26 protein-coding genes are annotated in these 20296 nt (G+C 59.6%); 18 read left to right on the plus strand and 8 right to left on the minus strand.

Annotated features, from left to right (window positions below):
* Window positions 1–7 precede the first annotated feature (7 nt).
* The 6 genes from HOC_RS10070 to cobD are packed head-to-tail and all read left to right on the plus strand — an operon-like array spanning window position 8 to window position 5998.
* Window positions 8–835, plus strand: a complete 828-nt coding sequence (locus tag HOC_RS10070) for an ABC transporter substrate-binding protein (RefSeq protein WP_035538079.1) — start codon at window positions 8–10, stop codon at window positions 833–835.
* Window positions 832–1824, plus strand: a complete 993-nt coding sequence (locus HOC_RS10075) for a FecCD family ABC transporter permease (protein WP_035538081.1) — start codon at window positions 832–834, stop codon at window positions 1822–1824. The genes HOC_RS10070 and HOC_RS10075 overlap by 4 nt, the downstream gene beginning before the upstream one ends.
* On the plus strand, window positions 1817–2578 hold the full coding sequence (locus tag HOC_RS10080; RefSeq protein ID WP_035538083.1) for an ABC transporter ATP-binding protein: 762 nt from the start codon (window positions 1817–1819) through the stop codon (window positions 2576–2578). Before HOC_RS10075 ends, HOC_RS10080 begins: the two co-directional genes overlap by 8 nt.
* Entirely contained in the window at window positions 2575–4062 is a 1488-nt protein-coding gene (locus HOC_RS10085) for a cobyric acid synthase (protein ID WP_035538085.1), read from the plus strand. Before HOC_RS10080 ends, HOC_RS10085 begins: the two co-directional genes overlap by 4 nt.
* Window positions 4059–5009, plus strand: coding sequence for an adenosylcobinamide-phosphate synthase CbiB (cbiB, locus tag HOC_RS10090; RefSeq protein ID WP_035538087.1), 951 nt, complete (start codon window positions 4059–4061; stop codon window positions 5007–5009). Before HOC_RS10085 ends, cbiB begins: the two co-directional genes overlap by 4 nt.
* Entirely contained in the window at window positions 5006–5998 is a 993-nt protein-coding gene (cobD, locus tag HOC_RS10095) for a threonine-phosphate decarboxylase CobD (RefSeq protein WP_035538088.1), read from the plus strand. Before cbiB ends, cobD begins: the two co-directional genes overlap by 4 nt.
* On the opposite strand, the gene cobU is transcribed toward cobD, so the two are convergent.
* Together cobU and HOC_RS10105 are read right to left on the minus strand one after the other, a co-directional pair.
* Window positions 5988–6491 (minus strand): bifunctional adenosylcobinamide kinase/adenosylcobinamide-phosphate guanylyltransferase, encoded by a 504-nt coding sequence (gene cobU / locus HOC_RS10100; protein ID WP_035538090.1) that lies wholly within the window; start codon window positions 6489–6491, stop codon window positions 5988–5990. The genes cobD and cobU overlap by 11 nt on opposite strands.
* A 64-nt stretch (window positions 6492–6555) precedes the next feature.
* Window positions 6556–7407 (minus strand): hypothetical protein, encoded by an 852-nt coding sequence (locus HOC_RS10105; RefSeq protein WP_156950447.1) that lies wholly within the window; start codon window positions 7405–7407, stop codon window positions 6556–6558.
* Between the two features lie 437 nt (window positions 7408–7844).
* On the opposite strand from HOC_RS10105, the gene HOC_RS10110 reads away from it, so the two are divergent.
* The gene (locus HOC_RS10110; RefSeq protein WP_084146246.1) at window positions 7845–9020 is read left to right on the plus strand and encodes a tyrosine-type recombinase/integrase; all 1176 of its coding nucleotides are present in this window, start codon (window positions 7845–7847) and stop codon (window positions 9018–9020) included.
* On the opposite strand, the gene HOC_RS22150 is transcribed toward HOC_RS10110, so the two are convergent.
* Complete coding sequence (locus HOC_RS22150; RefSeq protein WP_156950448.1) at window positions 8974–9756, minus strand: hypothetical protein; 783 nt, start codon at window positions 9754–9756, stop codon at window positions 8974–8976. The genes HOC_RS10110 and HOC_RS22150 overlap by 47 nt on opposite strands.
* Window positions 9757–10040: 284 nt before the next feature.
* Between HOC_RS22150 and HOC_RS10115 the strand changes: the two genes are divergently transcribed.
* The 3 genes from HOC_RS10115 (at window position 10041) to HOC_RS21200 (ending at window position 12360) form a co-directional block, all read left to right on the plus strand.
* The gene (locus HOC_RS10115; RefSeq protein WP_035538093.1) at window positions 10041–10259 is read left to right on the plus strand and encodes a helix-turn-helix domain-containing protein; all 219 of its coding nucleotides are present in this window, start codon (window positions 10041–10043) and stop codon (window positions 10257–10259) included.
* A gap of 101 nt (window positions 10260–10360) precedes the next feature.
* Entirely contained in the window at window positions 10361–10591 is a 231-nt protein-coding gene (locus HOC_RS10120) for a helix-turn-helix domain-containing protein (protein WP_156950449.1), read from the plus strand.
* Entirely contained in the window at window positions 10588–12360 is a 1773-nt protein-coding gene (locus tag HOC_RS21200) for a DNA primase family protein (RefSeq protein WP_051624731.1), read from the plus strand. Before HOC_RS10120 ends, HOC_RS21200 begins: the two co-directional genes overlap by 4 nt.
* A gap of 344 nt (window positions 12361–12704) precedes the next feature.
* On the opposite strand, the gene HOC_RS10130 is transcribed toward HOC_RS21200, so the two are convergent.
* Window positions 12705–12971 carry a hypothetical protein gene (locus HOC_RS10130; protein ID WP_156950450.1) on the minus strand — a complete coding sequence of 89 codons (267 nt, stop codon included), beginning with the start codon at window positions 12969–12971 and terminating at the stop codon, window positions 12705–12707.
* Between the two features lie 252 nt (window positions 12972–13223).
* Here HOC_RS10130 and HOC_RS10135 point away from each other — a divergent pair, with 252 nt between their 5' ends.
* The 4 genes from HOC_RS10135 (at window position 13224) to HOC_RS10155 (ending at window position 15520) form a co-directional block, all read left to right on the plus strand.
* On the plus strand, window positions 13224–13697 hold the full coding sequence (locus tag HOC_RS10135) for a hypothetical protein (protein WP_156950451.1): 474 nt from the start codon (window positions 13224–13226) through the stop codon (window positions 13695–13697).
* A 228-nt stretch (window positions 13698–13925) separates the two neighbouring features.
* A complete protein-coding gene (locus HOC_RS10145) occupies window positions 13926–14318 on the plus strand; it encodes a hypothetical protein (protein WP_156950452.1) in 393 nt (130 codons plus the stop codon).
* 442 nt (window positions 14319–14760) lie between these two features.
* Complete coding sequence (locus HOC_RS10150; protein ID WP_035538103.1) at window positions 14761–15297, plus strand: hypothetical protein; 537 nt, start codon at window positions 14761–14763, stop codon at window positions 15295–15297.
* 1 nt (window position 15298) lies between these two features.
* Window positions 15299–15520 (plus strand): hypothetical protein, encoded by a 222-nt coding sequence (locus tag HOC_RS10155; RefSeq protein WP_035538105.1) that lies wholly within the window; start codon window positions 15299–15301, stop codon window positions 15518–15520.
* A 106-nt stretch (window positions 15521–15626) separates the two neighbouring features.
* Here HOC_RS10155 and HOC_RS22155 read toward each other — a convergent pair whose 3' ends face one another.
* Together HOC_RS22155 and HOC_RS10160 are read right to left on the minus strand one after the other, a co-directional pair.
* Window positions 15627–16619, minus strand: coding sequence for a COG3904 family protein (locus HOC_RS22155; RefSeq protein ID WP_156950453.1), 993 nt, complete (start codon window positions 16617–16619; stop codon window positions 15627–15629).
* Between the two features lie 169 nt (window positions 16620–16788).
* The gene (locus HOC_RS10160; protein WP_035538106.1) at window positions 16789–17259 is read right to left on the minus strand and encodes a hypothetical protein; all 471 of its coding nucleotides are present in this window, start codon (window positions 17257–17259) and stop codon (window positions 16789–16791) included.
* A 54-nt stretch (window positions 17260–17313) separates the two neighbouring features.
* Between HOC_RS10160 and HOC_RS10165 the strand changes: the two genes are divergently transcribed.
* Window positions 17314–17583, plus strand: coding sequence for a helix-turn-helix domain-containing protein (locus HOC_RS10165; protein WP_035538108.1), 270 nt, complete (start codon window positions 17314–17316; stop codon window positions 17581–17583).
* Here HOC_RS10165 and HOC_RS21205 read toward each other — a convergent pair.
* A complete protein-coding gene (locus tag HOC_RS21205; protein WP_162174824.1) occupies window positions 17580–17915 on the minus strand; it encodes a CopG family ribbon-helix-helix protein in 336 nt (111 codons plus the stop codon). The two genes, HOC_RS10165 and HOC_RS21205, sit on opposite strands and share 4 nt — an antisense overlap.
* A gap of 167 nt (window positions 17916–18082) precedes the next feature.
* On the opposite strand from HOC_RS21205, the gene HOC_RS10175 reads away from it, so the two are divergent.
* Complete coding sequence (locus HOC_RS10175; protein WP_162174825.1) at window positions 18083–18403, plus strand: hypothetical protein; 321 nt, start codon at window positions 18083–18085, stop codon at window positions 18401–18403.
* Window positions 18400–18891, plus strand: a complete 492-nt coding sequence (locus HOC_RS10180; protein ID WP_035538111.1) for a hypothetical protein — start codon at window positions 18400–18402, stop codon at window positions 18889–18891. Before HOC_RS10175 ends, HOC_RS10180 begins: the two co-directional genes overlap by 4 nt.
* On the opposite strand, the gene HOC_RS10185 is transcribed toward HOC_RS10180, so the two are convergent.
* Window positions 18888–19175 carry a hypothetical protein gene (locus HOC_RS10185; RefSeq protein ID WP_035538113.1) on the minus strand — a complete coding sequence of 96 codons (288 nt, stop codon included), beginning with the start codon at window positions 19173–19175 and terminating at the stop codon, window positions 18888–18890. The two genes, HOC_RS10180 and HOC_RS10185, sit on opposite strands and share 4 nt — an antisense overlap.
* A 247-nt stretch (window positions 19176–19422) precedes the next feature.
* Between HOC_RS10185 and HOC_RS10190 the strand changes: the two genes are divergently transcribed.
* Window positions 19423–20296, plus strand: an 874-nt coding sequence (locus HOC_RS10190; protein ID WP_156950454.1) for an HNH endonuclease, incomplete at its 3' end; no start/stop codon positions are given.

Raw genomic sequence — 20296 nt, forward strand, 5'->3', positions numbered from 1 at the left:
AAGCAGCGTGTCGAGACTGACGATCCTTTTCCTGGCCGGGCTGCTGGCCGCCTGCGGTGGTCCTCCCACACCGCCTGCGGCCGATACGGCACGCCCGGTCCGGATCGTCAGTCTCGACTATTGCGCCGACCAGTACGTCCTTGAATTCGCAGACCGCGACCGCATCCTCGCCATCTCGCCCAATGCGGACAAAGACTTTTCCTACATGCGCGATGCCGCCCAAGGCATTCGCACCGTCCGTCCGATTGCAGAAGACGTGATCCTGCTGAAGCCGGATCTCGTCGTACGCTCGTATGGCGGCGGACCTGACGCGACCCAATTCTTCGAGCGCGCCGGCATCCCGGTGCTTGACGTCGGCTGGGCCGGCGACCTGCCGGGCGTCCTCGCCAATGTCCAGCGCATCGCCGACGGCCTCGGCGAACATGATCGCGGCGCCGCCCTGGTCACCGAAACGCAGGCCCGGCTTGATCACCTCGCCCAGCGCAGCAGCGGCAAGTCCGCGCTCTACATGACGCCCGCCGGCGTCACCAGCGGCCCCGGCTCGCTCGTGCATGAAATGATCCTTGCCGCAGGCCTCGAGAATTTCCAGCAACAGCCCGGCTGGCGCTCCCTCCCCCTCGAGCGCCTCGCCTATGAAGCGCCGGACGTGATCGCCGCCGCCTTCTTCGGCGCCCGCACCAATCATCCCGATGCCTGGAGCCCGATGAACCATCCCGTTGCCCGTGCCCAGCTGGCCGACCACCCAGTCGTTTCGCTTGAAGGTGCGTGGACCTCCTGCAATGGCTGGTTCCTGATTGATGCCATCGAAGCACTGGCCGAAGGGAGCGAGAAATGAAACAGAATGTCTGGCTCCTCCCCGCGCTGGTCGCCGCATCCGCGCTGGCCCTCTTTGCCGCCTGCCTGCTCGGTTCAACACCCATGTCGCCCGAGCGCGTGCTGGCCGCTTTCTTCGGCGGCGGCGACGCAGGCGACCGGCTCGTGATCTGGCAGATCCGCCTGCCCCGTGCCCTTGCCGCCTATATGGTCGGCGCCTCGCTCGGCATCAGCGGCGCCGCGCTGCAGGGCCTGCTTCGTAACCCGCTGGCCGAGCCCGGCGTGCTCGGTGTCTCCGCCTCGGCCTCCCTCGCCGCCACCTTCTCCCTCTATTACGGCCTCGTCGCGCTCTCGCCGTGGATCCTGCCGCTCTCGGCCATCCTCGGCGCCCTCGCCGCCACGGGCCTGATCACGCTCGCCGCCATCCGTACACGCTCGGTCGTCACGCTCATCCTCATCGGCGTCGGCCTCTCCAGCTTTGCCGGCGCGGCCATGAGCCTCCTGATGAACCTTGCGCCCAATCCCTTCTCCCTTGCCGACATGATCAACTGGATGCTCGGCTCGGTCGCCAATCGCAGCTTCCGCGAAATCGGCCTCGCCGCGCCCTTCATCCTTGTCGGCGCAGTCATCCTGCTCGCCTCCCGGCGCGGCCTCTCGGCCCTCACGCTCGGCGAGGAAGCCGCCAGCGGCGTTGGCCTGAACCTGCGCGCCCAGCGCATCCTCACCGTGCTCGGCGCCGGGCTGGCGACCGGCGGCTCGGTGGCGCTCGCAGGTGCCATCGGCTTTGTCGGCATTGTCGCGCCGCACGTGATCCGTCCCTTCGTGGGTCATGATCCGGCACGCTCCCTCGTGCCCTCCGCCATGTTCGCCGGCCTCATCCTCGTGCTGGCCGACATTGGCGTACGCATCATCCCGACCTCCAACGAGCTCAAGCTCGGCGTCGTCGCCGCCCTCATCGGCGCGCCCGCCTTCGTCTGGATCGCCATACGGAGACGCAGCAGCAATGACTGACCTCACTGTACAGAACCTCACCGTTAAGGCCGGCCGCACCACGCTCGTGGAGGGCGCCGGTTTCGCGCTGGTCCCCGGCGAGTTGATCTGCCTGCTCGGTCCCAATGGCGCTGGCAAGACCAGCCTGCTGCGCGCCTCCCTCGGCCTTGAGAAACGTGCATCCGGCATGGCCTCCCTCAATGGCGACGATTGCGCCAGCCTCTCGCCGATGGAACGCGCCCGCCGCGTCGCCTACCTGCCCCAGCAGCGCCCCCTCGCCTGGCCTAATGCCGTGCGCGATGTCGTCGCCCTCGGCCGCTATGCCTATGGCGCCGCGCCCGGTCGCCTCAGCCAGCCGGACGCCGACGCCGTTGATCGCGCGATGGAGACCTGCGACCTGGCCGCCCTCGCGCACCGTTCCGCCGACACATTGTCCGGCGGCGAGCTTGCCCGCGTCCACTGCGCCCGCGCCTTCGCGGCAGAAGCGCCGCTGCTTGTCGCAGACGAGCCTGTCGCTGCGCTCGACCCCCGCCACCAGTTCCGCATCATGGACATTATCCAGTCCTATGTCGCGCGCGGCGGCGGCGCCCTTGTCGTGCTGCATGACATATCGCTTGCCGCCCGCTATGCCAGCCGCCTCATCTGGATGAAGGACGGCCGCATCGTCGCCGACGGCCCGCCCGCCGAAACCCTCACCGCAGAACGCCTCGCCGAAATCTATGGCGTCCGCGCCCGCGTCCATGGCACGCTGGTCCATATCGAGGGCGCCGCATGACGGCACGCGCGCTCATGCTGCAGGGCACGGGATCGGATGTCGGCAAGTCCGTGCTCACCGCCGCGCTTTGCCGCATCGCCCGGCGACGCGGCCTCAGCGTTGCGCCCTTCAAGCCGCAGAACATGTCCAACAATGCCGCCGCCTGCCCCGGCGGTGGCGAGATCGGCCGAGCGCAGGCCCTGCAGGCCCTCGCCGCAGGCATTGCACCGCATACGGATTTCAACCCAGTCCTGCTGAAGCCGGAAACAGACCGCAAGTCGCAGATCGTGGTCCATGGCAAGGCCGTGCAGACCGTCGACGCGGCCTATTACATGTCCAATCGCGACCGATTGATGGGCGCAGTGATGGAAAGCTTCGACCGGCTCACCAACCAGTATGACCTCGTTCTCGTCGAAGGCGCGGGCAGCCCCGCCGAGATCAATCTGCGCGAGCGCGACATTGCCAATATGGGCTTCGCCCGCCGCGCCGGTGTGCCCGTCTGCCTGATCGGAGATATCGAACGTGGCGGCGTCATCGCCAGCCTTGTCGGCACGAAGACCGTCATCGATCCGGCCGATGCAGACATGATCCGGGGCTTCCTCGTCAACAAATTTCGCGGTGACATCCGCCTTTTCGATGACGGCGTCACCGGCATCGAGCAGCGCACCGGCTGGCCCTGTTTCGGCGTCATTCCCTGGCTGACGGCCATCACGCAATTGCCCGCAGAAGATGCCGTCATCCTCGACGAACTCGTGCCCCGCTCCGGCAAGGGCCTGCGCATTGCCGCGCCCATGCTGTCGCGCATCGCCAATTTCGATGATGCCGACCCGCTGCGCATCGAACCGGATGTCGATTTCCACTGGGTCACGCCCGGCCGCCCCATTCCCCGCGACACCGACGTGGTCATCCTGTTCGGCACCAAGTCCACGCTCGGCGACCTTGCCTTCCTGCGTGCGCAGGGCTGGGATCATGACATTCACGCCCACGTCCGCAATGGCGGCCGCCTGCTCGGCATTTGCGGCGGCTACCAGATGCTCGGCAAACGGATCATTGATCCGCAAGGCGTCGACGGTCTGCCCGGCGAAGCCGAAGGCCTCGGCCTGCTTGATGTCGAGACACACATGATTGCCGACAAACAGGTCAATGAGGCGCGCGGCCAGTGCGCCCTGAGCGGCGCGCCCGTCGCCGGTTACGAAATCCATGCAGGCATCACGCAAGGCCCGGCCACAGACCGGCCCATGTTCACCCTCGACAACAAGCCCGAAGGCGCCCGCAGCCCGAACGGGCGCATCGAAGGCACCTATCTTCACGGCGCCTTCGCGCAGGACAATTTCCGTCGCAGCTGGATCACCCGCTCCGGCGGACGGGGCGATTTCGCGCTAAATTATGATGGCGAAGTGGATCGCGCGCTGGACGCGCTGGCAGACGGCGTCGAAGCCGCCGTGGACGTGGACAGCCTGTTCGCCGAGGCGCGCGCACCCGGCTGGCATCCCGGCACGGCATGAGCCCGGCGGCCCTGATGCTGGCGGCCTGGGCCATCGAGGCCGTCTTCGGCTGGCCCACCTGGCTCTATCGCCTGATCCACCATCCCGTCGTCTGGCTCGGCACCGGCATCAGCTGGCTCGAACGCGCCTTCAATCAGCCTTCATGGCCCCACCCCGCACGCTATGTGGCGGGCGCCCTGGCATCCCTGCTCGTCATCGCCGCCGCAACCACCCTCGCCGTTGCCATCTCGCGCGCCCTCCCCGACACGCTCCCCGGCTGGACAATCGAGGCCCTCATCGCTTCCAGCCTGATCGCCTCGCGCAGCCTCTACACACATGTCGCCGCCGTCGCCCGCCCACTCTCCGCGGATGACATCGCAGGCGCCCGCACGGCCGTCTCGCAAATCGTCGGCCGCGACCCCGCCCAGCTGGACGAGCCCGGTGTCGCCCGCGCCGCCCTCGAAAGCCTCGCCGAGAACGCATCGGACGGCGTCACCGCGCCCCTCTTCTGGGGCGCCCTGTTCGGCCTGCCGGGCCTCGCCGCCTACAAGGCCGTCAACACGCTCGACTCCATGATCGGCCACCGCAATACCCGCTACGCCGCCTTTGGCGGTTTTGCCGCCCGGCTCGACGACGTGGCCAACCTCATTCCCGCCCGCCTGACGGGCCTCGCCTTTGCGGCCGTCTCCGGCGGCACGTCTGCCCTTCGCACAATGCAACGCGACGCACGCCGCCACCGCTCACCCAATGCCGGCTGGCCCGAAGCCGCCATGGCCGGCGCCCTCGGCGTGCGCCTCTCCGGCCCGCGCCTCTATGGCGACCGGGTGAGCGACGAGCCCTGGCTCAACCCCGCCGCGCCCGATCCCACGCCGCAGGCCCTGAAGCGCGGCCTCCGCCTCTATGTCCGCGCCATGGTCCTGCTTGGGCTTCTGCTCGCGGCAACCGCATGGATCGGGAGCCTGACATGAAAGACGACTTCCTCCACGGCGGCGCGCTCGACCGCATGCAGATCGCCTACCCGAACGCGCCGGCACCGTGGGTCGATCTCTCGACCGGTATCAATCCCTGGCCCTACCCCGTCGGCGACATCCCCGCCTCTAGCTGGCAGCACCTCCCCACCGAAGCCGCCCTACAGACCTGCCGCGCCGCCATGGCCCGCGCCATCGGTGCGCCGGAGGCCTCCCTCCTGCTCGCCCCCGGCAGCGAACTGCTCATCCGCCTCCTGCCCACCGTGATCGCACCGCGCAGCGTTGCCCTCCTCTCGCCGACCTATGGCGACCATGCGCGCGCATGGCGGGCAAGCGGCGCCGAGGTGATCGAGACGGCCGATCCACTCGCCTTGGCTGGCCATGTCGACGCTCTGGTCCTCTGTAACCCCAACAATCCCACGGGAATGGTCCTCGAACGGTCACACCTGGGTCAGGCACTGGCCCGCCAGGCCGCCCGCAATGGCTGGCTAATCGTCGACGAAGCCTACGCAGACCTTGTCCCCGCCCTCAGCCTCGCGCCCATGGCGGGCGCCGGAAACCTCATCATCCTGCGCTCCTTCGGGAAGTTTTACGGCCTCGCCGGCCTGCGCCTCGGCGCCCTGCTCGGCCCACCCGCCTTGCTGGAAGCCATGTCCCAAAGGCTCGGCGTCTGGCCCGTGTCCGGCCCGGCGCTCGCGATCGGCGCACAGGCCTATGCCGACGGTCTCTGGCAGGCTGAAACACGCGACCACCTCGCCGCCGCCCGCCGCCGTCTCGATAAAATTCTTCTGGATTCAGGCCTCTGGATCGTCGGCGGGACGGACCTTTTCCGCCTTGTAAAGACAGAGAAAGCCCCGCAACTCTGGCACCGCCTGGCGGAGGCCGGCCTCTATGTCCGCCGCTTCGACTATGCGCCCGATCTCCTCCGCATCGGCCTGCCTGCCAATGCCGAAGCCGAACACCGCCTCGCCGCCGCGCTCAGCCCTTGAGGCGCAGCGGCAGGCCCGCCGCGACGAATTCCACCACATCACACGCCGCCGCCACGCGCTGGTTCAACCGCCCCTGCGCATCCCTGAACGCCCGCCCCAACGGCGTCTCCGGCACGAGGCCAAGCCCCACCTCGTTCGATACAAGGATCACCTCGCCCTCAAAGCGCCCGAGGCAGGCGCACAGCGCTTGGGTCTCCGGCTCCACGTCTCGCTCATGGTGCATGAGATTGGACAGCCAAAGTGTCAGGCAATCGACCAGCACGACGGGCGCATCTGCAGCGTCCATTGCAGCCACAAGCTCCAGCGGTGCCTCCACCGTGCGCCAGCCCGCGCCGCGATCAGCCTTGTGGCGCGCGATCCGCGCTTCCATTTCCACGTCCAGCGCTTCCGCCGTGGCAATATAGACGCGGGTCTCCCCCGCCGCCTCCGCCAGCGCCTGCGCCCGCGCACTCTTGCCCGAACGCGCCCCTCCCAGAATGAATGTCGCTGTCATGAGAGCGCTCTAGCCCAGAGAGGGCTGCAGCTCCAGTGTGCAGATTGGAAAGCGGAACCCGCAATTATTTCGACGTCACGTCAGGCACGTTATCCCGAACGCGGACGACAGCGCCAACGGCGCTCAAAACAAATGACGCCAAAAAAGGATGTCCGAAAACATTCCCATCGAACTGCCACGGTTCCCCCTCATGGGAATAACCAAACGCCATGAAAAAGACATTTGGGAGAAAGATGCTCACAAACATTGTTGAGGCCTGAAAAGGTGTAACGACAATAACACCGATGCAGACAAGTGTGAGTCGACGCAGGTTTTGATCCACATTTATGCGTCGAAGGCCCCACATCGCCAGACCGCCAAATATCGCCATGCTGATTGCCCAGACCGCCGTCCACCACCCAGCTGCGGCCAGCATGTTGATGATCTTCACGCGACCGTTCTCCTTCTCGTCGGTGGGCGGCGGAGGAGATATGACAATGACCTGGTAGCCATGCTGACGGAGAACGGCGAGAGTATCATCATAGACCTGGAGGGCTTGCGGGCTGAACCCGCCCGCCCTGAAATCGGTGATATTGATCTCGATATAGGGAATTTGGACGCCATCGACCGGCCATGAATCCGCGTCCGATGATGTCGGAACAGCGATAATTTCGCCGTGGACGTCTGACTCCACCGGTTCGGATTGATGCCGCCAGAAACTGATCGTGTGGGACATGCGCAAGCGAAACTCGCTGGACAGGCTATCTAGCATGTCACTCGTCCAGCCTTCCGTCGCTGGCTGCGTTTCAAATCCCAGCCGGTTCAGCTCGTGCTGGATTTCAACCGAAGCCGTGTCCAGATCGGATACTGACTGAAACTCCACGCCCAGCTTGGCAGTCGGTGCGACATAGCTCACACCGCAGCCCGAAATCGCCAATACCACAAGGAACGCAAGCCATTTCATGGCCTCCCCCTCCCTTGGTCATCCATGACAGTTCGAAAGTCCGAAAATAGATGCCGTTGTGAGCGTCACCTTCGCACCCGCTTGGGTCAACTGCGCAAATTGTCCGAATGACTGCGGGACCAGGCAGTCAGGTCAGTCGAACCCGATAGCAATGATGAGCCCGAAGATGTGAAAGGACATTAAATGCCTATCACCCTATAGGAGAAAATGGTGCACCCGGAGCGATTCGAACGCCCGACCCCCAGATTCGTAGTCACTAATACCCTGTTTTATTGTGACTATTCAGGTCTAATCGTGGCATACGCCGCCAGTGTTTCCTGACAATATCGACCTCTCGGCACCTGCCAGGCCCTATCAGGTACTGCGCGGTTACGGTGCTCGAGACGGTATTTTTTAAACAGGAGGCGCCAATGGCCGTCATCAATCTAACGGACGCCCGGATCAGGGCGTTGGAACTCGGGAGCGGCATCCACAGGGACGAGAAGGTCAAAGGCCTGATGGTCATATGCCATGCCACAACCAAGACCTATGCGGTTCAGGGTGATGTTCGCCGCAATGGCCGGCACATCCGGACAGTGAGAACCAAGATCGACAGGGTGGATCGGATCAGCCTGAGCGATGCCAGGCGCAAGGCGATGGCTCTGATGAGCCAGATCCAGTCTGGCATCGACCCGACCGACGGGCCTGATGAAACCGGCATTACGTTGAGCAAGGTTCTTGAGGCCCACCTGAAAGAGCGGGAACTGCGGCCATCGACAATTCAAAGCTACCAAGATCACGTCGACAAGTACCTTAAGCGCTTTCGGTCGCGTGCCGTCGCCGATATAACGAGACAGGACTGCCGAGAACTCCTAGAGACCCTGACGGCGCGCCACGGGCGCACCACGGCGGCAGGTGTGCTTCGAACTCTTCGGGCACTCATCAACACAGCCATGCGCCTGGATGAAACGATCCTGCGAAGCCCTATGGATGCCGTAAGGGTGCCAGTGCCGCCTAAGCGGCAAGTCGATGCCCTGGACATTGCCGACTTCTGGAAACGCTCAGAAGCCCTGTCCCCCATGATGAGGGACATTCACAGGACCATGCTGCTGACCGGAGCAAGGCGTTCATCGGTGCTGACCCTTCGGCGGGAAGACATTGACCTGGAAAAGCGGGTGATGACGTTCAGCCACATGAAAACCGGGGGCCAGCTATTGTTCCCGATGGGTCCAGTACTCACAGGCATCATTGCCAAGCGAATGGAAGATGACACGCCACTCAACAGCACATGGCTGTGGCCCTCCCCTCTCAGCACCAAAGGACATATTGTTGAGCCCAAGCGCGCAAACGTCGCCAGTCCACATGCACTCAGGCACCATGCCAGAACGCTGATGATCGCTGCCGGGGTTCCATATGCCGAGAGCGCCCTGCTGCTTGGCCACAAGTTGCCAGGAGCCACAGGTGGCTATGTTCATGCCGAACACCTCGTGGAAGCATTGCGGCCTCATGCCGAGGCATACGAACAGCTTGTAACTGGGCTTTCAGGACTGCCTGGAACGGCTAAACAATGTTATCAAATGAAAGCGTGTAGCTGCTGTCCAGCCTAAACTGAAGAGTGTATTGATTTTCAGGAACCAGATCACGAAACGTAACCTTAAATTGGTGATCACCGGCAGCTAAATTTGGCCGGACCGAGTCTTTAATCACCTCACTTAGAACTGACTCTCCAGCCACGGAGTAGTCCGATGGCAACCAAGTTTGATCATTTTGATCTCTCAAGACACACTTATCAAATCGAACGGACCGCTTTGGCCCGCTGTATTTGATCGTTCCAAAACACTCTAAAGTGCTTCCCCGAATAGTGCAGCGATCAAGAGCAACTGCAAACTGCCCGAATGTTTGCGTGTTTGATCCTGACGGTGAATTTTCCTGAGGCGATTTTGCAGAGACTTGGGTAAGCGAATTCACGCTTGGCTTAGGGCCATCTTTCTTTGGGATTGCCGCCGATCGTTGTGACATTGCCGCAACGGACGATTCCAGCTTCGCGAGTCGCTGCCCAAGTTCTCCCGTCGCTCCGCCGGTCGTTGCGTCTATCCTGTCTACTCTGGATTCTACAGCAGCAGTGTCCGCCGACAACGAAGACACTCGAGACTCCAGCTTATTCAGACGGCGAGCAATTTCCGACGCACCTTCTGGCTCGCTCAGAGCGTCGTAATCGCCAAGTCTACTTTCCAAAGCTCCAACCCGATCTTGGATTGCGTCATACTCAACGGCGCCAATCCATAAGCCACTGGCTAAGAGCCCAAGAGCACTGATACCCCCGAATAGTGTTGCTGCATTCATGTCGCCCAGCCCCCCAAGTCACTCAAAATACGAACTCTGAACTTTCGCGTTTAGGTCGCGCAAGTCAAGGAGGGAAGGAACACACGAAGTCGCCGATGTGAAAAACACGGTCATGGCCGTGTTTTGAGCCCATGCTTCAACACGACAAAAAATCTAACAGTGCATTGATTTTGCTGCTTTTTTAATGTCACCTATGAGCTCAAGTAAGGGTAGATTTTTTCGAGCTCAATGATCTATGCCTAGTTCAGTCCCAAGAGGACCCGACTAATCAAAAGGGCATACAAATGAATGTTTCAACTTCCCAAGCTTCTCCCTGGATGACGACGGATCAGGCCGCCGTCTACCTTGGCATGTCGCCCAAGACGCTCGCCGTCTGGCGCTGCAAGGGCAAAGGCCCACGCTATCACGTACTCCAGGACAGACTGGTCCGCTATCACCGCAAAGACCTGGACGGCCACGTACTGGCAAGCCCCGGCGGCGGTACGCCGAATGTTGGCATCTGAAAATGCTTCAGTTCGACATCATCGAATAAAGAGCGGCCCGCCAGCGCAACCAACGCGGACGGGCCAGAAGTATCGACGGCGAGTAATTGGAGAGATCACTCATGAACATATCTAGCATGCCGGGCATCGGCATTACGCCATCAAATGGCGACCTGCTGACAGCCAAGGAGGCTGCGGCAATTACAGGGCACACAGAGCACACGCTCGCCCAGTATCGCTCCAGGCGGGACCGCGGCCTCGATGTTGGTCCGCACTTCATCAAAATCGGCAAGGCTATCTTCTATACGAGAGCCGACCTTGAAGCCTATGCTGCCCGGAGGGCGGCACGATGAGCTTCGACAAGATCACGTATGATGGCGCCGACCTGCACGAATGGTTGCAACTGGCGGATCCATCAGTCGTCGATATGCAGACCGTAATTTCCTGCATCAAGCATGCCGGAGCGGGATGCGACGGGGCCAAGCAAATGGCGTTCAGGTTCTGCGCAGAAATCGGCTACAGATACTTCGGCAACGAAGCCTATTTTTATGATGATTTCGACCACATGTGGGAATGCTCGGTCGAGCCTGACGATCCGCGCGAACTGGCGCAAGAGCAGATATCTGCAATGAAAGCAGATATTCTCGATATGGAGCTATCGGATAATCACGCGCTCAAGATCGAAGAGTTTGTTCGCGAGCGGCAACTTGTGATCACAGCGTTGCAGTCCTGGCTCGACAAGCCTCGCACCGATGAAATGAATCGTCTGGCAGATAAACGGCCTTGGCCAGTCAACATCGCGTACACTGTGAAGCATGGCGCTGCGAATGCGGCGCTGTTTCTCCACAAGCGGCCGTTCCCGGTCATTTCGTCCGACAACATTCTCTACTCATTCGAGGGTGGTAGATATGTCGCGAAGGACGATGCCATAATGGCTGCGGAAGTCAGAAGGACGGACCCCACCAATGCCCTCGATGTCGATCACGTTCGAAAGCTCGTGACGGGTATTCATCACAAGACAAGTGTCTCCGCCCGCCCCTTCCAGTGGATTGGCAATACTGCTGATCAGCCCCAAGATGTTGTGATCTTCAAAAACGGGCTGCTTGACCTGGATACCGGAAAACTGCTGCTTCACGATGGCCAATACTTCGCGACAGGACTCCCAAGCCACGACTTCGATCCATTGGCTGAATGCCCTCAGTTCATGAAGCTGTTGGATCAACTTGATCCGTCGTTTCATCAGACGCTCCAGGAATGGTTCGGCTACTGCCTTGCCGGCGATACCTCAGCCCACAAGTTCGCGGTGTTTGTCGGGATCAGGCGAAGCGGCAAGTCCACGCTTCTCCGGGTCCTGCAAAATCTCGTCGGCGCGGAGCTTTCACATTCCGGAATGCTCGCCGATCTCGGCAACGACTTCGGGCTTGAGGGATGTGTCGGCAAACGCCTTCTCGCCATTCCCGATGCTCACGACGTCTCTGGCCAAGGGGGTGCGCGTGGCAAAGCCCTGGAGCGCCTGAAAAGTATCGTCGGCGAGGACGACGTTTCGATAAACCGGAAAGGCGTTGCTATCTATGCGGCCCGGCTTCCGATCAAGATCACAATGGTCTGTAACAAGATGCCATCTTTCATCGACGAAAGCGGAGCGTTGTCATCGAGAATGCTGATCTTCAATTTCGAGAAGAGCGTCGAAGGCAACGAAGACCGGGCCTTGGCCAATAAACTCGAAGCCGAAATGTCGGGTATCGCTAACTGGGCATTGATCGGACTTGGAAGGCTGATGGAAAACGGGATGCAGTTCACACAAGGCATCGCAGGCCGCCAGGCAGCGCTCGATGCAGCTATGTCTCAATCCCCGGCGGCACGGTTCGCGGAAGAGCACCTGGAGGTCACCAAGGCCGATGAGGACTTCGTCACTATGAACGAAGTCTATCGTGCATACCGGGAGTTTGCGGTCGATCAGGGACTGTCGGGCGGCGAGCGCCGATCGCAGTCAAAACTCAAGGACGACCTGATCGCTGCCCTTCCAGGGATCCGCTACGCCCAGCGCCGTGTGGACAAGAAGCAGACATACGGGTTGATCGGCATCAAGTCAGTAAGTCTGGCAGATCCGTTCAACCTTTAGGATTGCCTTACAGCACTGCAAGGCAATCCGCCATTTTGCGGCGGAAGCGTCACATGCGTCACTTGGGCGTCACATGACGCTAAATGCCTTGCGGTTGCTGACCTTTTCGGCGTTCCAGGGCGTCACACAGAATTCGCTTTAAGTCAGTACACATAATGATCCGTTCCCGGATTTATCTAAAGTACATATATTTTTATAGATATAATAAAAGTATGTGACACCTGATAAATTGGTCAAAAAGCCAATAACCGCAAGGCTTCTGGCGTCACGTGACAGCGTCACATAGAGCATGTGACGCATGTGACGCTTTCGGGCCAGGTTCATTGGAAATCCTTACAACCCTGTCAGGAATTGCCCGATCCGGCATCCTGGGCAAACTGCCCCTCAAAGCGGTGAGCGTCCCAGGGGCTTTCGAAATAATACCGGGCGATGTGCCTTCCCTGCTCCGTATGTCCATGGGTCGCCCACTCGCACTTGGCATTCTTCATAAGCCAGTCCGCCATGCCGTCCAGGCGCCTTCCCAGGCCCTGTCCAGGCACCGGGATGTCGACCGTGTGGTGGAAGCGCCGCGCATCGCCGTCGGCCTTCAGGATCGATTTGTACCTGCCCATTGCAAATCCCATTTGTTCTTGTTTTGTTCTTTTAATCCTTCGGGCTCCGAGCGCAAGTCGGGATTGCCTTACAGGCGTGCAAGAACAACGGCATCCGGGAAACCTGATCCTGTCGCATCCTGATTGCTGACCCTGCCCCACAGATTGGAAATCCTTGCACCAGTGCATGGAAATCCCTTCGGCAGCAGGGCTTTGGATACGATAAGCCCTACCAGGCACCGGTTCGGGCACAGGAAAGGACAACGAACCTTGTTGCCAGGTACCTACCAGGAAGAATTCATCTCGCAGCTTGCGGAGACCGGCAACGTGTCTCTGGCCTGCAAGAGCCTCGGCATCTCCCGGATGACCCCCTACGAATGGCGGGACACCCGCCCCGGCTTCGCCGAAAGATGGGATGCCGCGATTGAAGTCAGCCGGGACCATCTCCGCCAACGTGTCCTGGAGACAGCCTTGATCATGGGCCTCGCCAAGCACATGCCTCTGGTCGATCCTGATACCGGCGATGTAATTCTCAACGATAACTTCGAGCCAGTGATGGTGCTGGATACTTCGCATGTCGACACCAGGGTGCTCACGAAGCTGATGGACAAGGTGATGCGCGACGAGGTGCGCCAGGTCGAGCAGCGGTCTCACGTCATCTACGAAGGCCCTGTGCAAATGCGGGTCTATAGCCCGGACGGCGAATTGATCGAAGGCGATTACGAGGTTGTCACCGATGACGAATGAATTCGCCATACAGCTTGTCGGCAATGATGGATGCTATGTGCTCCACGGCCTCAGGGTTCGCGCCGCTCCCGGTTGCCCAGACCTTCCTGGATCCCTGGAAGCAGAAGCCGAGAGAGGCATCAGAACACCTTTGGACGGCCAGCACGGCCTCAAGGCGGTACTGTCTTGCTGTGGCGCCTGGCTTCATCCGTTCGTCCGCAGCCTGCCTATAGCCGAGGTAGACCCTGTATGATGGACGTTCTCACCCATCCGAGGCTTTCCGGTCCAGGGAGGTTCCAGGCTGAAATCAATGCCATGATGCGCGAGGCGGCCGAAGACTATCCGCCCTCCCCTGACAGGGCACAGCGCCACAACGTCGTTTTGCTCATCCAGGGGCTCTACTTCATCACCGGCTCAATGTTGTGGCACAGGGGATGGATCCGCGCACTTCAATGCGAACTGGGGTACGCTGGCTGCAGTATTCCCACGGCGGCAGTATGCCGATGGATCCGCAGCCAGTGCACTTATGCCAGTCCCTGGATTGAACTGGCGGAAGGCGTGTCACCCGATTTCCTGAATGACATGGCCTTGCTGGGCCGCATCGCCGACGAGGAGCCTACCGCCCCGAAAGCGCGTTCCTGACCTGACCGCCCAGCTGCACATTGTTCCGCCAGTGCAGAGGCCTCTTGTTTATCAGCATGTTCGGTCCGCCTAGCGCACTGGGAATACGATGATCGATTTCCCAGCCGTAGTCTGAGTTCCGGTCGCCGTAGTCGGCGAACCTCATGGCGTATCCGAAGTCGTCCCTGCGCCATGCGTGAGGTGGGTATCCCGCTATTTCGTGGCCCTTGAGCCAGACAGCCACGAGATGGGGTTTTCCAAGAGCATTCACTGCCGATTCCTTTCAGGACCAAATGCCACCGACCCGCCCCCCCAGCCCCTATCGAATCGGCAAGCTCTGTATACCACACTCTCAGTTAATCTCGAAAGCACGTTTTCCCCATTTGTTCTCCATGGGCGAACAATGGCATCGGCCACGTCCGTACGCGCGTATTGATGAGCCCAACAAACAAGAGGGCAACTCATGGACATCAAACTCAGGGAACGTGCCGACGCCGCCGAAGCAAGACTGCAGGTGATAGAAGACGAAATCGCCAGCGCGATCCTGGACGGCAACGACCAGCTGGTCGCCACACTTCGCATCGAACGCAACAAGCTGTTCGACGATGTTTCCGATCTAGCCTGTGCCGGAGCTGTTGCAGCCGAACGCCAGCGCCGCGACGAAGAAGACCGTGAGGCCCGTAAGCGCAAGGAAACGATTACCGAAGCAGTCAGACTGGAAACGCGGCGCCGCAAGGCTGCAGCCAATCTCGACAACGCCCTTAAAGATCTGGAAGCCGCCTGGCTTGAGCACGAACAGCTTTGTGTTGCCCTGGAGCGCACTTCCACTTCCCTGCGCTCCGGGCGTCTTCTGGACCTGAACGTGCGCAAGCGGATGATGTTCACTGCCTTCTGGCTTGCGGCGCCCAAGACAGCCAGCTCCCTGGGGCTGGGATTTTCACCAGGACACAAGCGCAAGCCGATGGCTGAGCGCACATTCGATTTCAATGAGGAACAGTAAGATGGACAATCGACTACAACTGATCAGGAAGTCCGCAGAGGATGACCTGGACGAACTGGCACGGATGCGTGCCGAAGAAGCTGGTGAGTCGTTTCTGGACGCATATGTGGCTATCCTGGAGACACCGCTCGGCAAGTCAGTCCGCAAGACCCTGGACGATGCAACTGCCATGATGACCGGGGCGCCCTGCAGTGCCACCTTGGAAGACCTGGCCAAGGCCTAGCTCTTGCAGGTCAACTGGTGGTTTGTATATGCGGTTGGAGATGCGCACTGAGCACCGCATGGCGAGCCCTTCGACGGGGGCTTACATACTGATATGTCTAGTGCCGCTACCTACGAGCTCGCATCTCGGCCAATGACAATCCGGCCCTTACAGATGATTCTGCCAAAGAAGAGACTTGCGCGAATGTTGGGGGGTCTTGCATCGCTTCGTATATAACGTCCCAGCGTTCCTGAGTGCGCGGTCCATCAAAATACAAGTTGCACACTGTCCGCCAGAATCTGTTAACAACAATTGTCTGCTGCTCATCGTAGGGCCGCAATCTTTCCCCCGTTGGCGCCCTTGGCGCATTGCAGACGCTGCGACTAGTTGGCGGAATTCTGACTTCATCTCCAAATGGGTCGAAGGAACTCGGGCTGATGCCACCAGAACTAGTTTCGGCAAGCTCACTAACATTAATTGGTTTCCTAGTTAGCAAGGACGTTTCCAAGGCGGTTCCTGGGTCAACCAGTCCCATTTCTCCAGAGGCGATCATGGACGAATACGATACTAGAATGGGGTCAACACTCATCATCCTGAGGTATGCCACCAGTTGGCCCGTCTGTGTCTGACCTAATGACAATGGATCGTCAGCAGGCTCATCAGCAGCCAAGCGGAAGCGATGAACCCCTATGCGGCTATCCGCGACGGAAAGTCGTTCGATTCCACCTGCCAACAAGTACACGCAGGCCGATAGACAATCACCTTTGGTCACGCTTGCAAGACCATCTCGCCCTGCCTCAAGTTCTGGCTTGGCTCCCGCCACCACGGTGCGAATTTTGAGTTCGCGAAACAGCACACCTAATCGAAGTGCGGCCTGAAGATCACCACCTCCACTGTCGAGGTGGACTTCATTGACAAAGCCAAACTGGAACAGCGCGTCTCGCAAAGCCTCTTCAGTCTGCTCATCAACTGGCCCCGTTAGTTGTAGCCAGATGCAGTCTGCACAATTCGATCCCGAGGCCAGAAGCCGGACTTCGCCTGCGGGACTTTGGGCCGACGCAGCTAATTGAGTCATCAGCCCAGCGACGACGAGTACCAGCAATGCGAAAGATCTGACCATTGAATCACTTTAGCAGTTGGATCGCGGCGCTGAAAGAGAGTCGGAGGCCATCTAAATCGATAGACCCACAGATCGGCAATCTGTCAGGCGCAGGTTTCCGGTGCTGCCAATTCCGTCTGGTTTTAGACCCAGGCACCGGATCAGGCACCGGTGCTCAGGCTTTCCGGCCTCAGATCAGATAGCCAATCGCCTCAACCAGACCAACAATATCGGTGTGCCTGAAGGGCGCGTACCTGTCGGCCGATGCCGGCGACCTGCTCGGAGACAGTGCGAACTTGCTGGCCTGTTCGACTGCAAGCTCAGGCACCCGGTCCATGGGGATCACCCAGCCCAACTCCATCGCAAGGTTATCCGGCGACAGGACCATGCCAACCAGCGCTACCCGTGGCGATGACAGGAACGTCGCCTTCCTGACGTCGAACTGAACTGTTGGCCGCTCCGTGCCCTTGCTGGTGCGCCACGACTTGACCTGGACCGCAACGCTTGCGGCTGTCGCCTTTTCCATAACGATCAGGTCAACGCCATGATCGTCCGATGCTGGCAGGAATGGCGACAACCGTCCCGTCGACACACTCATGACCGCACAGGCCAGGAAGTATTCGGCGATCTTGCCGGACTGAGAGGTGCTGAGCGCTTCCATCCAAATATCCTGAAATGGGATTATCCTGTTTCGGGATTAGGCGGGTTCTCGTTGATGCGCAACAGGACCCCGAACTTGGCCAGCTCCCTACAGGACCCAGGATACAGGAAGATCATCGCCCGGCTTCGCGCCGCTCGCGATGAAAAGGGCATCACGCAGGCTGAATTGGCAGAGATGCTAAAGAAGCCACAGTCATTCGTCGCAAAGGTTGAAGGCTATGAGCGCCGTCTCGATGTGTACGAGTTCTGCTTGATGGCCCGCGCCCTTGGTGTTGATGCAGGTGAAGTTATTGAAGGCGAACCGCACCGGAAGCCCAAGCGCTAGTCGGCTTCGGATACTCGCCGCGCTTGGGCATCAGTCAGAACTTTCGAATCCTGGTTCCTCAAATTGGACCGGTACCAGGCAATTGAGGCAGGCGATGTCTTGGCCTGCGGAAACTTTGCCCTCACCTTGGCCAGTGCTTCGTCGTTCGTTGCCCCCTTGCGAATAGCGTCTTCGGCAATCTGCCCGATATTCTGCCACCGTTCGCCGGCGAGCATTTGAGTCACCGCGTCCCTGACCAGGTCACTCAGTTTGCGTCGCTCCAGTTCTGCCTCTTCCACCAGCGCATCGTAGACGTCATCCGGCAAAGTGACCGTAATTCTTGTTCCGCTCATACTCGTCTCCAACATATGAAATTCGCATCACATCGATCGCTATGGCACCTAGGTTGCAATGTCGACCTTGTCCCGAATGGATGAGCCATATCGGGACAAAGTTTTGAAGACCTTAATCAAGGAATATAGACATGGTCCTACAACACGACTCTACAAACGAACCGGGCATGACAGAGGAAGACCTCCGCGTTGTGCTCGACCAAGACGTAAAAAACCACATGGTCCACAGAGCATGTGAACAGGTACGGGCGGCAGCAGAAAATCTGGCGATCCTGACCGGGGACAAGTACGCATTTCTCTACTGTATCGAGAATTGCCTGGTTCCGGCACACTGGGCACAGCACATCCCGAAAACCGACGGTCACATGCCGTTGGTTGAACGGGAAATCTTGAAGCAGACGCTCCAGGCCATCTGGAACAATGAAGTGCACTGCGCTTGTTGCGATCATGACGGCGCGCTTAGCTTCGAGTTGGAGGACGCGGCATGAGCTTCCTCGATCTCGACAACATCGACACCTCATCGACATGGCGTCCCAACTTTCTTGTTGGAACGGACAAACCGGTCTGGCTGAAAGTGTCCGTTCAGAATGGCGGACAACTCATGCCTACGAAAACCGGCACCGGGAAAAACCTGGTTCTTCGATTGACGGTCAAAGATGCCCCAAAAGACGTAACCTACTTTTCCATGCACATGCTTATGGAGGGCAACGGATCAGATGGTCATGCGGCAGCGATCAAAGGCAACATGGCGATACTTCGTGCGATCGTCGACTCGGCCTACGGGAACATGCCTTCGGACCAAAGCGCCGAGGCGGCCTCTACCCGGAAATTGGCGGACTTTTCCGATCTGGACCGCCTCAGCTTCCTGGCGTTCATTCGCAACGAACAGGCACCTGACGGAAAGTGGTACAATCGTCTCGGCAAGATCGTCACGGCTGACATGCCCGGCTACCCGCCAAGGACTTCGGCTTTCTAGGCCAAGGCCAGGAAGCTCAACAGCTCTAAATCCAGATCGAGCTCGATGGTAACCCCGTCGAGCTCGATTTTCTTTTTCAGTCCCATCGCCCGAACCCCGCCCTCAATCGCTTCCAGCGTCGCCCAGGAGCGACCAGGCGGAAAGTGATAGTCGTTCCCTCCCCCGCCACCGTGATTGCTTACATGGGCTTCAAGCACGCCGTCGACGAATAGGTCGGCCGTGAAACAAGGCGTCTCACGACTGAGGGCTTGGAACACCTGGATGTTGTGGAATTCGATCTTCATGATGCGCGCACGATGTCGCGCAGAAGCTACCGAAACGCTGACCGAAACCAGGCATCTCTGCACACCAGGCGATACCGAGAATGGCATCATAATAGATGAGGTAGCTGCTAGCACGCATTATGGAACTGGAAGATGTCAATTGAATCCTGAACTTATACCGTGACTCTGCTCTGTTCTCCGGGTCAAATTGAGTCGGACCGAATCAGTAAGGAATCCGAGCATTATGTGGCGTTGGGACCAAGGCAGGATGGACTACTTTCAGTTCGACGAGCTTCGCAAGATAGCGAAGTTCGCCGTTGCTCACGACCTTTATCAAACTCTCCGCGATCCTTTGGAAGCTGCGACGGGCCTACCCTACTCTCCGGTGAAGGTCGGATATGAGCGCCCTTGGAGAAATTACGGTCGTACGTTCATGCTCGCCATGATTGCCGTTCCGAATGGAGCGGGGGGTGCGTCGATTACTGAAGTAGGCAGGCTGCTGGCGGACGACGGGCAGATAACTGCTGACGAGTACTTCCACTTCTTGGCCCAAGCCATGACGGACCCATCGCCAGCTGTTGAAGGATGGGACCACACCGCGGACGTTAGGTATCCTCTTCTATTCGTTCTCCGTTTTCTTTTAGCCAGAGCAAGCCAGGGGCATTTCACAACAGAGATCGCCGAAGTCGTGAGAACGTACGCCTCAAGCGGATTTAGAGGCGACGAAGACCAGACGGCTTTCTTGGGCATAATTGGCCCAAGTGGATCAAACGCTGCAGTTGAAAGGCAGGCGTCGGAGAGCGTTAAAATTCTCGCGCAAATCTCCTATCTCGCTGCGACTAGGACTGAAATCGACGTCTCGCTGGCGGCAGAAGATGCAGAGAACTTGTTTCAAGATCTTGCGCCTGTCGGTGGCGACCGCCTTGCTGACAGGTCAGCCGAGATTTTGAGGATCGCAGCGCTCTTTCCTAGCGCCATCCCTGAGTTGAGACTTGAGTACTCGTCAAGCGTGGTTAGTGATGTAGAGGAGGCAGGGTTCACAGAGGGCGCGAGAGTCAAACGCACACACCTGACTATCGAAAGAAACGCGAAGATCAGGTCAGCATTCTTTGGTAGCGTCCCATCACGTGGTGTAATTCGTG

Source organism: Hyphomonas oceanitis SCH89 (assembly GCF_000685295.1).
Taxonomy (GTDB): Bacteria; Pseudomonadota; Alphaproteobacteria; order Caulobacterales; family Hyphomonadaceae; genus Hyphomonas; species Hyphomonas oceanitis.

What these genes read in the sequence shown, in the direction of transcription:
- HOC_RS10155 (WP_035538105.1), top strand. Translation starts at nt 15,299, where the DNA reads ATGGACAATCGACTACAACTGATCAGGAAGTCCGCAGAGGATGACCTG.
- HOC_RS21205 (WP_162174824.1), bottom strand. Translation starts at nt 17,915, where the DNA reads ATGAGCGGAACAAGAATTACGGTCACTTTGCCGGATGACGTCTACGAT.
- HOC_RS10185 (WP_035538113.1), bottom strand. Translation starts at nt 19,175, where the DNA reads ATGAAGATCGAATTCCACAACATCCAGGTGTTCCAAGCCCTCAGTCGT.
- HOC_RS22155 (WP_156950453.1), bottom strand. Translation starts at nt 16,619, where the DNA reads ATGGTCAGATCTTTCGCATTGCTGGTACTCGTCGTCGCTGGGCTGATG.
- HOC_RS10080 (WP_035538083.1), top strand. Translation starts at nt 1,817, where the DNA reads ATGACTGACCTCACTGTACAGAACCTCACCGTTAAGGCCGGCCGCACC.
- HOC_RS21200 (WP_051624731.1), top strand. Translation starts at nt 10,588, where the DNA reads ATGAGCTTCGACAAGATCACGTATGATGGCGCCGACCTGCACGAATGG.
- HOC_RS10180 (WP_035538111.1), top strand. Translation starts at nt 18,400, where the DNA reads ATGAGCTTCCTCGATCTCGACAACATCGACACCTCATCGACATGGCGT.
- HOC_RS10115 (WP_035538093.1), top strand. Translation starts at nt 10,041, where the DNA reads ATGAATGTTTCAACTTCCCAAGCTTCTCCCTGGATGACGACGGATCAG.
- HOC_RS22150 (WP_156950448.1), bottom strand. Translation starts at nt 9,756, where the DNA reads ATGAATGCAGCAACACTATTCGGGGGTATCAGTGCTCTTGGGCTCTTA.
- HOC_RS10085 (WP_035538085.1), top strand. Translation starts at nt 2,575, where the DNA reads ATGACGGCACGCGCGCTCATGCTGCAGGGCACGGGATCGGATGTCGGC.
- HOC_RS10160 (WP_035538106.1), bottom strand. Translation starts at nt 17,259, where the DNA reads ATGGAAGCGCTCAGCACCTCTCAGTCCGGCAAGATCGCCGAATACTTC.
- HOC_RS10150 (WP_035538103.1), top strand. Translation starts at nt 14,761, where the DNA reads ATGGACATCAAACTCAGGGAACGTGCCGACGCCGCCGAAGCAAGACTG.
- HOC_RS10175 (WP_162174825.1), top strand. Translation starts at nt 18,083, where the DNA reads ATGACAGAGGAAGACCTCCGCGTTGTGCTCGACCAAGACGTAAAAAAC.
- HOC_RS10110 (WP_084146246.1), top strand. Translation starts at nt 7,845, where the DNA reads ATGGCCGTCATCAATCTAACGGACGCCCGGATCAGGGCGTTGGAACTC.
- cobD (WP_035538088.1), top strand. Translation starts at nt 5,006, where the DNA reads ATGAAAGACGACTTCCTCCACGGCGGCGCGCTCGACCGCATGCAGATC.
- HOC_RS10130 (WP_156950450.1), bottom strand. Translation starts at nt 12,971, where the DNA reads ATGGGCAGGTACAAATCGATCCTGAAGGCCGACGGCGATGCGCGGCGC.
- HOC_RS10145 (WP_156950452.1), top strand. Translation starts at nt 13,926, where the DNA reads ATGATGGACGTTCTCACCCATCCGAGGCTTTCCGGTCCAGGGAGGTTC.
- cobU (WP_035538090.1), bottom strand. Translation starts at nt 6,491, where the DNA reads ATGACAGCGACATTCATTCTGGGAGGGGCGCGTTCGGGCAAGAGTGCG.
- cbiB (WP_035538087.1), top strand. Translation starts at nt 4,059, where the DNA reads ATGAGCCCGGCGGCCCTGATGCTGGCGGCCTGGGCCATCGAGGCCGTC.
- HOC_RS10120 (WP_156950449.1), top strand. Translation starts at nt 10,361, where the DNA reads ATGAACATATCTAGCATGCCGGGCATCGGCATTACGCCATCAAATGGC.
- HOC_RS10165 (WP_035538108.1), top strand. Translation starts at nt 17,314, where the DNA reads ATGCGCAACAGGACCCCGAACTTGGCCAGCTCCCTACAGGACCCAGGA.
- HOC_RS10075 (WP_035538081.1), top strand. Translation starts at nt 832, where the DNA reads ATGAAACAGAATGTCTGGCTCCTCCCCGCGCTGGTCGCCGCATCCGCG.